At 42.7% G+C, this 13,711-nt stretch carries 12 protein-coding genes; 2 read left to right on the top strand and 10 right to left on the bottom strand.

Annotated elements, in window-relative coordinates; translation table 11 throughout:
• Window positions 1–451: 451 nt before the first annotated feature.
• Window positions 452–661, bottom strand: coding sequence for a hypothetical protein (locus tag HMPREF2991_RS05495; protein WP_000407020.1), 210 nt, complete (start codon window positions 659–661; stop codon window positions 452–454).
• A gap of 237 nt (window positions 662–898) precedes the next feature.
• Between HMPREF2991_RS05495 and HMPREF2991_RS05490 the strand changes: the two genes are divergently transcribed.
• Both HMPREF2991_RS05490 and rnjA read left to right on the top strand, forming a co-directional pair.
• Window positions 899–1,132, top strand: coding sequence for a DNA-dependent RNA polymerase subunit epsilon (locus HMPREF2991_RS05490; RefSeq protein ID WP_000639581.1), 234 nt, complete (start codon window positions 899–901; stop codon window positions 1,130–1,132).
• A gap of 1 nt (window position 1,133) precedes the next feature.
• Window positions 1,134–2,813 carry a ribonuclease J1 gene (gene rnjA / locus HMPREF2991_RS05485; protein WP_070569451.1) on the top strand — a complete coding sequence of 560 codons (1,680 nt, stop codon included), beginning with the start codon at window positions 1,134–1,136 and terminating at the stop codon, window positions 2,811–2,813.
• Window positions 2,814–2,849: 36 nt separating this feature from the next.
• On the opposite strand, the gene mnmG is transcribed toward rnjA, so the two are convergent.
• The 9 genes from mnmG to HMPREF2991_RS05440 form a co-directional block, all read right to left on the bottom strand.
• Window positions 2,850–4,763 carry a tRNA uridine-5-carboxymethylaminomethyl(34) synthesis enzyme MnmG gene (gene mnmG, locus HMPREF2991_RS05480; RefSeq protein ID WP_070569454.1) on the bottom strand — a complete coding sequence of 638 codons (1,914 nt, stop codon included), beginning with the start codon at window positions 4,761–4,763 and terminating at the stop codon, window positions 2,850–2,852.
• Window positions 4,753–5,184 carry an NUDIX hydrolase gene (locus HMPREF2991_RS05475; protein WP_000989469.1) on the bottom strand — a complete coding sequence of 144 codons (432 nt, stop codon included), beginning with the start codon at window positions 5,182–5,184 and terminating at the stop codon, window positions 4,753–4,755. The genes mnmG and HMPREF2991_RS05475 overlap by 11 nt, the downstream gene beginning before the upstream one ends.
• 8 nt (window positions 5,185–5,192) lie before the next feature.
• On the bottom strand, window positions 5,193–5,648 hold the full coding sequence (locus HMPREF2991_RS05470) for an NUDIX hydrolase (RefSeq protein WP_000193648.1): 456 nt from the start codon (window positions 5,646–5,648) through the stop codon (window positions 5,193–5,195).
• Between the two features lie 140 nt (window positions 5,649–5,788).
• Entirely contained in the window at window positions 5,789–6,910 is a 1,122-nt protein-coding gene (gene mnmA / locus HMPREF2991_RS05465; protein ID WP_001282946.1) for a tRNA 2-thiouridine(34) synthase MnmA, read from the bottom strand.
• 369 nt (window positions 6,911–7,279) lie between these two features.
• A complete protein-coding gene (argH, locus tag HMPREF2991_RS05460; protein WP_070683646.1) occupies window positions 7,280–8,671 on the bottom strand; it encodes an argininosuccinate lyase in 1,392 nt (463 codons plus the stop codon).
• Window positions 8,672–8,698: 27 nt separating this feature from the next.
• Window positions 8,699–9,895, bottom strand: a complete 1,197-nt coding sequence (locus HMPREF2991_RS05455; protein WP_000031904.1) for an argininosuccinate synthase — start codon at window positions 9,893–9,895, stop codon at window positions 8,699–8,701.
• A 15-nt stretch (window positions 9,896–9,910) separates the two neighbouring features.
• A complete protein-coding gene (locus HMPREF2991_RS05450) occupies window positions 9,911–10,717 on the bottom strand; it encodes an ABC transporter substrate-binding protein (RefSeq protein WP_070683644.1) in 807 nt (268 codons plus the stop codon).
• A gap of 227 nt (window positions 10,718–10,944) precedes the next feature.
• Complete coding sequence (locus HMPREF2991_RS05445) at window positions 10,945–11,574, bottom strand: ABC transporter ATP-binding protein (RefSeq protein WP_070683642.1); 630 nt, start codon at window positions 11,572–11,574, stop codon at window positions 10,945–10,947.
• The gene (locus HMPREF2991_RS05440) at window positions 11,571–13,679 is read right to left on the bottom strand and encodes a bacteriocin-associated integral membrane family protein (RefSeq protein WP_070683640.1); all 2,109 of its coding nucleotides are present in this window, start codon (window positions 13,677–13,679) and stop codon (window positions 11,571–11,573) included. Before HMPREF2991_RS05440 ends, HMPREF2991_RS05445 begins: the two co-directional genes overlap by 4 nt.
• Between the last annotated feature and the right edge of the window lie 32 nt (window positions 13,680–13,711).

Below are 13,711 nucleotides of genomic sequence, written 5' to 3'. Positions count from 1 at the left end.
AGTCGCTGACTCTTCGGGTTGCAGTGCTATCCCTGAAACTTTGGTTTCTAAAGAACTGAAATTGCGATTGAACAATTCGCCCCCAGTGTTAGATGGCTCTTGACTTCGGTCAGGAGCTTTTTGATGCTTTTAAAGTTGATTCCCTCAGTGAGTTATAGTAAAGTATAAATATCGAGAGGATAACATAGGGCGACTGGTGACAGAGCGTTCAAAGGTACCAACTTCTGGTACGGGTGTGGGACTGCCCTCAGCTTTGAGCTGTAAAGACCCCTGACTACCATTGGTCCTCTCTTTTTGCTTACTCTTAAATTAAGTGCTTGTCTTTACCTTTTAGTAAGCGCTCCACTCCATGCTATGTCTACATCGTTATACTTATAGATTGACTTCTTAGCCTCATAGATGATAGAATTAAGTAAAGGCTGAGATCGAGTTTGATTTGGTGACAAGTCATTCAAAGGTTGCGATGCATTCGCTTCAGGTAGAGGTGCTGCCATCTGGACTGCTCCAGGAAAATCCCCGAGTTTTGTCTCAGCCTTTTTATTTGCTCTTGAGATTTCTCAAGAGCTTTTTCTTTTTTCAAAGATATCATTCTGCCCCAACCATCTACACCAACGATTAATGAAACTAGAACTGTATTCTTCCTCAAACCTACTATCTCCATAGATTCCCCCTTTAATTATAACACCTAAGCGCTCTCCGACCAAATCCTACCTGTCTTTTTGCTCCTCCTTCCCCTCCCGACTTTCTCCATTTCCGTCTTTTACTAATTTTTCATTTTGTGGTATAATTGAAATAATTGTAACGAATCAAGGTCAATCTAGACACAAAATGGAATGAAATCAAGCAAATCTCTGCTAAAAGTTTGGAATAAGCTGACCTGTAAATAGAAAGGAACTATATGATTTACAAAGTTTTTTATCAAGAAACAAAAGAACGTAGCCCACGTCGTGAAACAACACGCTCACTTTACCTAGACATCGATGCCAACTCAGAACTTGAGGGCCGTATCGCTGCTCGCCAACTTGTCGAAGAAAACCGCCCAGAGTACAACATCGAATTTATTGAACTCTTGTCTGACAAATTGCTAGATTACGAAAAAGAAACTGGCGCTTTCGAGATTACGGAGTTCTAATATGGCCTACACTCTTAAACCTGAAGAAGTCGGCGTTTTTGCCATCGGTGGTCTGGGAGAAATCGGGAAAAACACTTACGGAATTGAATACCAAGATGAGATTATCATCGTCGATGCTGGGATTAAATTCCCAGAAGATGACTTGCTGGGTATCGACTATGTCATTCCTGATTACTCTTACATCGTGGACAATATCGACCGCGTCAAGGCTGTTTTGATTACACACGGACACGAGGACCACATTGGTGGGATTCCTTTCCTGCTCAAGCAAGCAAATGTCCCTATCTACGCTGGTCCACTTGCCCTGGCTTTGATCCGTGGAAAACTTGAAGAACACGGCCTCTTGCGCAACGCCAAACTTTACGAAATCAACCACAACACTGAGTTGACCTTTAAAAATCTCAAGGCAACTTTCTTTAGAACCACTCACTCCATTCCAGAGCCTTTGGGAATTGTCATTCATACTCCTCAAGGAAAAATCGTCTGTACGGGTGACTTCAAGTTCGACTTTACACCAGTTGGAGAACCTGCAGACTTGCACCGAATGGCAGCCCTTGGTGAAGAGGGTGTGCTCTGCCTCCTCTCTGACTCGACAAATGCAGAAGTGCCAACCTTTACCAACTCTGAAAAAGTCGTTGGTCAGTCCATCATGAAGATTATCCAAGGCATTGAAGGACGCATCATCTTTGCATCCTTTGCCTCAAATATCTTCCGTCTCCAGCAGGCAACGGATGCCGCTGTTAAGACTGGACGCAAGATTGCTGTCTTTGGTCGTTCTATGGAAAAGGCCATTGTCAACGGTATCGAGCTTGGCTACATCAAAGCTCCTAAGGGAACCTTTATCGAGCCAAATGAAATCAAAGACTACCCTGCAGGCGAGGTTCTGATCCTCTGTACAGGTAGTCAAGGCGAGCCGATGGCAGCCCTCTCTCGTATCGCTAACGGAACCCACCGTCAAGTGCAACTCCAACCCGGCGATACCGTTATCTTCTCTTCTAGCCCAATCCCTGGAAATACTACTAGCGTCAACAAGTTGATTAACATCATTTCTGAAGCTGGTGTCGAAGTCATCCACGGTAAGATTAACAATATCCACACCTCTGGACACGGTGGTCAGCAAGAGCAAAAACTCATGCTCCGTTTGATCAAGCCCAAATACTTCATGCCTGTCCACGGTGAATACCGCATGCAGAAAGTCCATGCTGGACTAGCGGTGGATACGGGTGTCGAGAAGGACAATATCTTTATCATGAGCAATGGTGATGTGCTTGCCCTTACTGCTAACTCTGCTCGTATTGCAGGCCATTTCAACGCCCAAGACATCTATGTCGATGGAAATCGTATCGGCGAAATCGGTGCAGCCGTCCTCAAAGACCGTCGTGATCTATCTGAAGACGGTGTCGTTCTAGCAGTCGCAACTGTTGACTTCAAATCGCAGATGATTCTGTCTGGCCCAGACATCCTCAGCCGAGGCTTTGTCTACATGAGAGAGTCTGGCGACTTGATTCGCCAAAGCCAGCGCATCCTCTTCAATGCTATTCGTATCGCACTGAAAAACAAGGACGCCAGCGTCCAATCTGTCAATGGCGCCATTGTCAACGCCATTCGCCCCTTCCTCTATGAAAATACAGAACGTGAACCGATTATCATCCCGATGATTCTCACACCAGATGAAGAATAAATTATAAAACAGCCCCATCTTCGGAGCTGTTTTTCTCTATGCCTTCTTTTCTTGAGTTTTAGAAATACTACGATTTTTACCTTCCAGATACACCATCAAAATAGAAATATCTGCTGGATTTACTCCCGAAATACGGCTGGCTTGGCCGATGGTTTCTGGATTGATGAGTTTGAACTTCTGACGAGCTTCTGTCGCGATAGAATCAATATCATCCCAATCAATATTGGCTGGAATGCGTTTTTCTTCCATGCGTTTCATCTTGGCAACCTGGTCCATAGCTTTGGAAATATATCCTTCGTACTTGATTTCTGTTTCAATTAATTCGATAATCTTGTCATCCAAATCCTCAGCAGCTGGCCCGATGAAGGCCACTACATCTTGGTAAGAAACTTCTGGTCGACGGAGAAATTCTTTGGCTGTCACTGCATCTGTCAACGGCTTGAAGCCCATCTCCTCAACCTTGGCATTGGTTTCTTTGACCGGCTTTAGTTTGATACTGTCTAGACGCTTCATCTCATTGTCAAATTGATTTTTCTTGATTTCAAAGCGAGCCCAACGTTCATCATCCACAAGGCCAATCTCGCGTCCCATCTCAGTCAAACGCATATCGGCATTGTCATGACGGAGGATGAGACGGTATTCAGCACGGCTGGTCAAGAGACGATAGGGTTCAATAGTTCCCTTGGTCACCAAGTCATCAATCATGACCCCAATATAACCGTCGCTGCGCTTCAAAATCAACTCAGGTTTGCCTTGGATTTTCAGAGCCGCATTGATACCAGCGATAATCCCTTGACCAGCAGCTTCTTCGTAACCTGACGTTCCATTTGTCTGACCAGCTGTGAAAAGTCCTGAGATTTTCTTGGTTTCAAGTGTCGCACGCAACTGGTGAGGCAAGACCATGTCGTACTCAATGGCATAACCAGTTCGCATCATTTCAGCATTTTCCAAACCTTTGATGGAATGAACCAGCTCGCGCTGTACATCCTCAGGCAGACTGGTTGAAAGGCCTTGAACATAAACTTCCTCTGTATTGCGCCCTTCTGGCTCAAGGAAAAGTTGGTGGCGTTCCTTGTCCGCAAAGCGCACAATCTTGTCCTCAATCGACGGACAGTAACGAGGCCCCACTCCCTTAACTACACCTGTAAACATAGGCGCACGATGGAGGTTGTTTTGGATAATCTCATGACTGGTGCCGTTGGTATAGGTCAACCAACATGGCACCTGGTCCTTGACATAATCCTCATCACGTGAAGTGTAGGAGAAGTGATTTGGCGCTTCGTCTCCTGGCTGAATCTCTGTCACATCGTAGTTGATAGAAGAAGCCTTAACACGTGGAGGTGTCCCCGTCTTGAAACGACCGATTTCGAGTCCTAATTCCTTGAGATTATCAGCTAGGTTAATCGAAGCCAGACTGTGGTTAGGACCTGACGAGTACTTGAGGTCTCCGATGATGATTTCCCCACGGAGGGCTGTTCCTGTGGTTACAATAACCGCTTTTGCTCCATACTCTTGATGGGTCGCTGTACGAACACCGACAACCTTGCCATCTTCCACCAAAATCTCATCAATCATGGTCTGACGAAGGGTCAGATTTTCTTGATTTTCAACCGTCTTGCGCATTTCCTTAGAGTAAAGTTCCTTGTCAGCCTGCGCCCGAAGGGCGCGAACAGCTGGACCTTTCCCAGTGTTGAGCATCTTCATCTGGATGTAAGTCTTGTCAATGGTCTTGGCCATCTCGCCACCGAGAGCATCTACCTCACGCACGACAATTCCCTTGGCAGAACCTCCGATAGAAGGATTACAAGGCATGAACGCCAGCATTTCAATATTGATAGTCGCAAGCAGAACCTTACAGCCCATACGGCTAGCGGCCAAGGAAGCCTCAACCCCAGCGTGTCCCGCACCAATTACAATAATATCGTATTCTTCCGTAAAATTATAAGTCATTTCTTAACCTTTCAAAAATTTCTCGCAAATAAGGAACTAACTTCTCCTCCTCTAGAGCTTGATCCAAAGTAACCCATTTAAAGTGTGTATGCTCTTCAGGATCTAATCTGATAATTGGCTTCTCCCCAACCCACTCTGCTTTATAAACTAAGCGAGTAAAAACCTTATCCTTAGAGGTATCCAGTTGACTATCTTCGTGAAGAAGCTTGAGCGAACTGCTATCTAGCCTAACTCCCGCTTCTTCAATGCATTCTCTAAGAGCACCATCTCGCGGAAGTTCACCCTTTTCAACCCCGCCGCCAGGAATATCCCAGTAAGTTGGATAAACGTTGGGTTCTCCTCTTTTAATTTCCGAACGCTGAATGAGTAAATAATCACCACCACTATGAACAAGTACATGGGCAATAAGCTTAACCATCATTTTCTCTCCTATTCCTCAAGATGAATGTGTCTTAGTTGACCGTCCCAATCTGGTAGAGCTGTTTTTAAAAAGGCTGGAACTAGCTGGATATTCTGGAGTTCATCCAAGTCAATCCACTCACAAGGCTGCATTTTTTCGTCTTCCTGCATGGTCAATGGAGCTTCTTCAAGCAAATTCACCCGGTAATGAAACTCGATGTTGTGATAGGAAACACCGTCCTGTTCAAAACGATTTTCAACTACGAAAGCTAGCTGTCCAGCTTGAGCTTTTACACCCAGTTCTTCCCTCACTTCACGGACTACCGCGTCTTCCGTGCTTTCATTGACTTGAATCGCACCGCCAATAGTATAATACTTGCCCTTGGCTTTGGTGACTAGGAGCTTGCGATTTTGGAGAATCAAGGCTGTCGCCCGAACACCAAAAACCGTATTTCCCACTTTTGTCCGAAAGTCTTGTTGAGTCATTTTTATCCTTTCCCTTAAACGACACAAAAACAGTCAAAACTCCAAAGAAGTGCAGGACAAAAAAGCCTGCAACATCCATGAGCTTTGACCATCATTTCTATTGCTTTTATTATTGTAGCAAATTGAGAAAATTTGTCAATCTATATGTACTGACAAACTTGTCCATCGCGGTAGGCATTGTCAATCAAACCGCCACCTAGACACTCTTCGCCATCGTAAAAGACAACTGCCTGCCCGGGTGTGATCGCGCGTTGCGGTTCCGCAAAGATGACCTCTGCCTTGTCTCCTTTGACATGTACTGTCACCTTAGAATCAGGCTGACGGTAGCGGAATTTAGCCGTACACTCTAGCGTAAATTCCTCTGGCATCTCACGAGTAAAATGAACTTGACTGGCTTCTAGGCTGGTTGACATAAGCGAGTCATGGTAGAATCCTTGACCGACATAGAGGATGTTCTTGCTTAGGTCTTTTCCAACAACGAACCAAGGAGCATTGTCACCGCCGTGTTGCCCACCGATACCGAGTCCGCCACGCTGACCAATCGTATAATACATAAGTCCTGCATGCTCGCCCATATCGCGACCATCCACAGTCATCATGCGACCAGGCTGAGCTGGCAGGTAGTTGCTGAGAAAGTTTTTAAAGTTCTTTTCTCCGATAAAGCAAATTCCTGTCGAGTCTTTCTTCTTAGCAGTCGCAAGTCCTGCTTCTTCTGCGAGTCTGCGAACTTCAGGCTTTTCCAAATGTCCCAGTGGGAACATGGTTTTTTGGAGTTGTTCTTGCGAAAGTTGACTGAGGAAATAGGTCTGGTCCTTGCCATTGTCCACGCCACGAAGCATGTGAACAATGCCATCCTCATCACGCGCCACTCGAGCATAATGCCCCGTCGCTACATAGTCTGCACCCAAGGTCATGGCATAGTCCAAAAAGGCCTTGAACTTGATTTCCTTGTTGCACATAACATCTGGATTTGGCGTGCGCCCTGCACGGTATTCCGCTAGGAAATACTCAAAAACGCGGTCCCAGTACTCTTTTTCAAAATTGACAGAGTAGTAAGGAATGCCGATCTGGTCTGCCACCGCAGCCACATCCTTGTAATCTTCGGTCGCCGTACAAACGCCGTTTTCATCTGTGTCATCCCAGTTCTTCATGAAGATACCGATCACATCGTAGCCCTGCTCCTTGAGTAAGAGAGCCGTCACCGACGAATCAACACCACCACTCATCCCCACAACAACACGTGTTTTAGAGTTATCACTCATGGTAAGTCTCCCATCTATTCGTTTATTCATACCCTCAAAATTCTATTTACTAAGACTTTCAATAGAATTTCTTTGAGTATAGTCTTTTCGTTTGCTTTTAGGAGTAAAATGGTCTGGGAGACCATTTTAGCCTATCATCTTAAAATGAAAATATGATAGGCAACGAGTCGCAGGCATAACTCGAGTTAGGTAAGACGAGTTAACGACGTAATAAAAGATAAACGAAATGACTAGTTCACGATTGAAGGTCGTGTGTGCTTCACGATTGAAGGTCGCTTGAGCAGTATTCATTATAACACGCTTGGTTGGAGAAGACAAGAAAGAGGCTGATAAATCATTTCAGCCTCTCTTTCTTACTTTACAAACGAATCAATTTTCCCCTTTAAGTTCTTTCTTCGCTTGTTCTATCTGGTATTTCACCTGCTCAAAGCCGGTTCCTCCTAAGGAATTCCGTCTCTGAACAGCGGTTTCTGGGCGCAAGTAGATATAAATATCCTCTTCAATCAAGGGATGGTAGGCTTGCAACTCCTTCAAATCCCAATCTTGGATGTTTTTACCATGCTTGATAGAGTCTAGAACCAATTTCCCTACTATTTCATGCGCTTCTCTAAAAGGGAGGCCTTTTTCAGCCAAATAATCTGCCAGTTCGGTCGCATTCGAAAAATCATTCTCTGTGGATTGCTGCATTTTGGTCTTATTAACCTGCATGCTCGATAGCATACCTGCCAACACATCCAGAGAATTTAAAATCGTTTCTACTGTATCAAACATGCCTTCCTTGTCCTCTTGCAAATCCTTATTGTAAGCCAAAGGCAAAGACTTCATGACGGTCAATAGTCCAAGCAAGTGCCCGTAAACTCGTCCTGTCTTCCCTCGAATCAATTCAGCCATGTCAGGATTTTTCTTCTGGGGCATGATAGACGAACCCGTTGAAAAGCTATCAGACAAGCTAATGTACTGATACTCAAAACTGCACCAATTGATGATTTCCTCACAAAAACGACTCATATGCATCATCAAAATGCTGGCATTTGACAGAAATTCCAAGATAAAATCACGGTCACTCACTGCGTCCAAGGAATTGGTATAGGGTTGTTGAAAACCCAATAAATCACTCGATAATTGACGATCGATTGGAAAAGTTGTCCCCGCCAAAGCAGCCGCACCCAGTGGAGATAGGTCCGTATGTTTCAAGTTAAATGCAAAGCGCTCGCTATCCCTTTGGAACATATTATAATAAGCCATGAGATGATGGGCAAAACTAATAGGTTGGGCATGTTGCAAATGAGTATAACCTGGCATGATGGTTTCCACATGTTTTTCAGCCAAATCCAGCAAAACACTGTTCAGATTCGCCAACTTATCCAAGACATGGCCAAGCTGCTCCTTTAGATATAAGTGCATATCCGTTGCGACTTGGTCATTCCGAGAACGAGCCGTGTGTAGTTTCCCAGCCAGAGGACCAATTTTCTCTGTCAGCAACACTTCCATATTCATATGAATATCTTCATTTGCAATATCAAAATGAAGCTCTCCTGCCTCTAAATCTCGCAACAAAGCTTTCAGACCATCTTGGATCTGCTCTGACTCTTCCAAGCTTAAAATGCCAGTCTGTCCTAGCATTTGAACATGAGCTAGGGAACCCATCAAATCAAATTTTGCCAGCTGGTGGTCAAAAGAAATACTCGCACCGAACTGTTCTACCCACTCTTCCACAGTGCCTTCAAATCGACCACCCCATAATTTTGTATTTTTCGACATATTCTGTCGTCCCTTTCTATCGCGTCACTACTCAACATTTTTCTGAACTTCTGAATAAACCTTAGTCGGAAGCCCCCAAAGCTTGATAAAACCAACAGCCGCATCTTGGTCAAAAGTATCCGCACTGGTATAAGTCGCCAAGTTTTCATCATAAAGAGAATTTGGAGATTTCCGAGCCACTACCTGGGCGTTCCCCTTATAAAGTTTAACTTTTGCAGTTCCATTGACAACTTTCTGTGTCTCCTTGATATAGGCAATCAAAGCCTGAGTTGCTGGGCTAAACCACAAGGCATTATAGATGAGATTGGACAACTCATTTTCGATAATAGGTTTGAAATGAGCCACTTCTCTCACGAGAGTCAAGTCTTCAATCTCCTTATGAGCTGCCAATAAAGTCACAGCGCCTGGGCACTCATAAATCTCTCTTGACTTAATACCAACTAGGCGATTTTCCACGTGGTCAATACGACCGACACCGTGTTTGCCCGCAATTTCATTGAGCTTTTGAATCAAAGCCGCCACTTTCATCTTTTCTCCATTGAGGGAAATGGGCACCCCACAGCTAAACTCAATGTCAATAAATTCTGGACTGTCTGGTGCCTCTTCTGGAGAAGATGTGATTCCAAATGCTTCTTCTGGCGCTTGGTTCCAAGGGTTTTCCAAGACACCACATTCATTTGCGCGTCCCCAAAGATTTTGATCGACAGAGTAAGGATTGTCAAGGTCAGCAGGAACTGGGACGCCGTTTTCTTTGGCATATTGGATTTCTTCTTCACGAGACCATTTCCACTCACGAACAGGCGCAACTACTTTTAAATTGGGATCCAAAGCTGCAATAGAGACTTCAAACCGAACTTGGTCGTTTCCCTTACCTGTACAACCATGGGCAATTGTGGTTGCCCCCGTCTGATGAGCTATTTCAACGAGTTTTTTTGAAATAAGAGGGCGACTCAGAGCAGATACCAAGGGATACTTCTGTTCGTAGTAAGCATGTGCCTGAAGAGCCACTAAAACATAGTCATTAGCAAATTCTTCCTTAACATCAATGACATAAGACTCTACAGCCCCAACCTTGAGAGCTTTATCATGGATGAACTCCAAATCTTTTCCTTCACCCACATCCATACAAACAGCGATTACATCATAGTCTTTTTTTAACCATGTAATAGCAACCGATGTATCCAATCCACCTGAATAAGCTAAAATGACTTTTTCCTTACTCATTTCTCTTCCTTCTTTCTATTTTCCGATAGAGGCTTTAAAAGCATCGTCAATCAATTTGTCCAACTCCCCAGAATCCTTCAACTTCTGGATGGTTTTGTCAACCGCTTCTTTCAATTCCTTACTATCTTTTTTCATCGCAACAGCGTAGGAATCTTCTTTGTCATTGTCAAAATCAAACTCAGCGATGGCTAGGTCTGGATTATTCTCAACAAATCCTTTCGCCACTGGTTCCTCAAAGATAACCGCATCCAGTTGCCCTGACTTCAAATCTGTTATCAAATTTCCATTTTTAGGAAGTGAAACGAGAGAAGAATCCTGCAAGGTTTCTTTGGCCAGAGTTTCCTGGATAGAACCTTTCTGCGCTCCAACCTTTTTCTGAGCCAAATCCTTGACTGATTGGTAATTCGTTAATTCAGATTTTCTTACGATAACCTTATTTTTCGAAGTGTAGTAGGGAATTGAAAAATCGTAAACTTGACTTCTCTCCTCCGTTTTAGAAACACCTGATATGGCAAGATCGGCCTTGCCTGAATCAAGACTAGCCAGTACATTGTCAAAACTCATTGGAGAGAGCTCCACTTCTACACCTAGTTCCTTTGCGATGGCTTTGGCTAGCTCAACATCTGAACCTACAATCTGATTTTTCCCATCGACCAATTTCTGGTATTCGAATGGAGCAAACTCTGGATTTAGGGCCACCACCAATTTTCCTTTAGCCTTAATGGCTTCAACACCTTGGGATTGAGTGTTACTACAAGCAAATAATAAGGGAAACATAAGCAAACCAAACATCGTCATCAACACCTTCTTCACTTTATTCATAGAAGAGCCTCCTTTTATTTTTATACTTTATTATTGTATAAATAATACTCTTCTCATTCTCGTTTGTCAAGGAAAAACTGTATTTTATTTCATTCAAATCAAGAAAAAGCTTATTATATGATATATTTTTACATATAATAAGCTTATTTATACTATTTGAGTTTTAAAAATACAATTGTCCAATTACAGGTAAGATGAAGAGATCAACGAACTCTCCACATTCTCTTTCACAATTCAATAACTCGATGGCATTGTTGAGCTACATAAGCATCATGGGTAACGATAATGACCGTTTTCCCTTCCTTGTTCATATCTAAGAGAAAGTTCAAAACCAAATCTCGATTTTCAGGATCTAGGGAACCGGTTGGTTCATCTGCTAAAAGGAGCTGGCTGGGTTTTAAAATGGCTCTAGCAACTGCGATTCGCTGCTGTTCTCCTCCAGATAACTCTGAAACCTTTTGATGTAGAATTGATGGCAACCCCACTCTCTCTAAAATTTCTTCTATCTTTTTGACTTTGTCCTTCTTGGATAATTTTACATACTTTAGAGCGAGCATGAGATTATACTCTACCGTTTCATTATCAATCAGAGCAAAGTTTTGAAACAGATAGGAGATATGTTCGCGGATAATCGCTTGCGACTTAACAGAATTGACAGGTACATTTTGCTGACCGAAAATTTCATAATGTCCACTGTAATCGCCATCTATCAAACCCAAAAGATTTAACAAGGTTGACTTGCCACTGCCACTTTTCCCAACAATGGCAACTAAGTCCCCTTGGTTAATCTTTAGAGATAAGTTCTCCAAAATAACTTTTTTCCCAATGGTTTTCGTAACATTTTCCAACTTTATCATAAGATGTCCCCTTTCAATAACTGCGCCACATTTCGTTTTTCCATCTTAGAGCTCAAGAAAAGTACAAACAGAATATCTAAGCATGTAAATCCTGCGAAAAGCAAGGGTGGAAAAAGAGCATGAGCAAAGAATAGCAAGGCCATAAAAGGGAGGCTATAGACAGCTAATAGAAGACCCAGCAAGGAACGGTAGCGATCTATCAATTTCCAGCCCATAAACTTCTTGGTAATAATATCTGTTCGCTTCAACAAGAAAGTTGTTACTAGTAAGAAGTAGGAAATCATCATACTAAGGAGACCAAACAAAGCAAAGAGTAGATTAAAATTCCGAACAGCATCTCGATAACTATCCACCTTCTCTTGTTGAATGGCTTGAATAGATGAAAACTTAAGATAGTTCCCATCTGACAATTTCTCAACTAACTCTGTAATCTCTTTTTGATGTTGAACCGTATTTTCGATTTTAATGGGATTATTTAAACCTGTTGTTGACAGGGAAGCTTTTTCATCCCACATCATATCAGAATCATTGACCAAGCTAATAATTGGATTGTAGAGATTTTCCTTTCGCTTATCACTATATGGGAAAAATGACCAATCTCCTTCATAATAGGCAATCTCGACATCCACCTCCTCTATCCTTCGTTTTTGCTGCTCTTCATACTTCATTGATTGATAGGTAATCAACTTCCCCAAGAGCTGGTTTTTCTCTTCTTCACCTTTCGTACTTGCTGGCATCAAAATAACTTTTTTAGTGCCAGTATCTGGTAGCTTGAATCCCTTGCTCTTTAGAAAATTGCGATTGGCATAGTAAACAGTTAGCATATCAGCCAGTTGATACTGCTGCACTTGTTCTGCAGTGGCAAAATTTTTGATAGGCAGGTTACTAGTTTGCACATAGCCCGCCTGCGTTTTTTCTACCAAATCCTGATAAAATCGATAGAAATAATCCACTGCTTGCCCTGAGCCTGCCAACTGCTCTTGCCACAGGTTATCATTGAGTTGGAAAGTTTCTAAGGTCAGATAATTTCCTTGACTGATCCACTGTTTCTGGTAATCCAACTCTTTGTTTTCTTGCTCCAAACTTTTCCCCACCCCAACTAGCAAGACTGTCAGTAAAATGGTAGTTCCAATTTTCATCAAATAATTAAAGAGTAGACCAAATTTGAAAGATGAAAAACCTTTCAGCAGAGAGCTGATTGTCATTTTTTGGATTAAGAGATAAGTCAACCAACTGATAAAGAGATAAAGCTGCAAAAGCAAAAAATGAGACAACCACAGCATAGGGAACAAATCTTTCGGCTTATAATCAAGCAAGAAAAACACTCCTAGATTGATCACAAGCGCCCCACCTAGGAGGAGGTAGAGGTTGCCTTTCACAACATCAGCTAAAACAGCCCGATCTTGAAAACCCAGTAATTTTTGTACCCCAACTCTTTTCATCTCCATCATCGGCTGATACACTGTTACTAAGACAAGAAGCAAAATAGCCAAGACAAAAATAATAGCAGATAAGAGCAAATCTCGATTTAAGACTTCCACTGCACTTTTATAGTTTGGCTCTAGCAAGGTAGCCTGGTCTATATTGAAAAAATCGCTCCATTTCTGTACAATCCTATCCTTGTCCATCTTTTGTGTAGAAGTTATCGTATAGCGACCATTTAAACTACGAGATGTATCCTTGATATAGGTTTGAAAAGTCATAAGCTGAATAGGTTTGGCTTTTAGAAAGGTCGGAATCGTACCAAGTTTATTGGAAATTTCTTTATTACTGTAAACTCCCTCACCATCTGTGGTAAAATCAAGGGAAGAAAGTCCAAACTCTTGGTAGGGGAAGGTATCTTTATCAAAAACACCAGACTTGATCACCTCATCACCACTGTCTGTTTTGATGATGGAGACTTTGTACTCCTTTGATACATCCTCAAAAAATCGAAGAACAGATTCTGCAGGTTCATTGACATCTTTCAAGTATACATCCAAAGAACTCGCTGTCTTTCCCATTTCCTGAATCCGAACCACTTCTCGTGTGTAGTTTACATTAAAAACAAAAAAAGTAGTACAGAGAAGCAGGAGTAACATACAGAAATTACTGATTTTTTTCATAAAGATACCTCCAATAAAGTTCTCCCTCTCCT

Origin of the sequence: Streptococcus sp. HMSC072D07 (genome assembly GCF_001814835.1) — a bacterium.
GTDB lineage: Bacteria > Bacillota > Bacilli > Lactobacillales > Streptococcaceae > Streptococcus.
Note: the sequence above shows the minus strand (reverse complement) of the source record. Positions and strands in the feature narration are given on the sequence as shown.

What these genes read in the sequence shown, in the direction of transcription:
- HMPREF2991_RS05470 (WP_000193648.1), bottom strand. Translation starts at nt 5,648, where the DNA reads ATGACTCAACAAGACTTTCGGACAAAAGTGGGAAATACGGTTTTTGGT.
- HMPREF2991_RS05455 (WP_000031904.1), bottom strand. Translation starts at nt 9,895, where the DNA reads ATGAGTAAGGAAAAAGTCATTTTAGCTTATTCAGGTGGATTGGATACA.
- HMPREF2991_RS05445 (WP_070683642.1), bottom strand. Translation starts at nt 11,574, where the DNA reads ATGATAAAGTTGGAAAATGTTACGAAAACCATTGGGAAAAAAGTTATT.
- mnmG (WP_070569454.1), bottom strand. Translation starts at nt 4,763, where the DNA reads ATGACTTATAATTTTACGGAAGAATACGATATTATTGTAATTGGTGCG.
- HMPREF2991_RS05440 (WP_070683640.1), bottom strand. Translation starts at nt 13,679, where the DNA reads ATGAAAAAAATCAGTAATTTCTGTATGTTACTCCTGCTTCTCTGTACT.
- argH (WP_070683646.1), bottom strand. Translation starts at nt 8,671, where the DNA reads ATGTCGAAAAATACAAAATTATGGGGTGGTCGATTTGAAGGCACTGTG.
- HMPREF2991_RS05475 (WP_000989469.1), bottom strand. Translation starts at nt 5,184, where the DNA reads ATGATGGTTAAGCTTATTGCCCATGTACTTGTTCATAGTGGTGGTGAT.
- HMPREF2991_RS05495 (WP_000407020.1), bottom strand. Translation starts at nt 661, where the DNA reads ATGGAGATAGTAGGTTTGAGGAAGAATACAGTTCTAGTTTCATTAATC.
- mnmA (WP_001282946.1), bottom strand. Translation starts at nt 6,910, where the DNA reads ATGAGTGATAACTCTAAAACACGTGTTGTTGTGGGGATGAGTGGTGGT.
- HMPREF2991_RS05450 (WP_070683644.1), bottom strand. Translation starts at nt 10,717, where the DNA reads ATGAATAAAGTGAAGAAGGTGTTGATGACGATGTTTGGTTTGCTTATG.
- rnjA (WP_070569451.1), top strand. Translation starts at nt 1,134, where the DNA reads ATGGCCTACACTCTTAAACCTGAAGAAGTCGGCGTTTTTGCCATCGGT.
- HMPREF2991_RS05490 (WP_000639581.1), top strand. Translation starts at nt 899, where the DNA reads ATGATTTACAAAGTTTTTTATCAAGAAACAAAAGAACGTAGCCCACGT.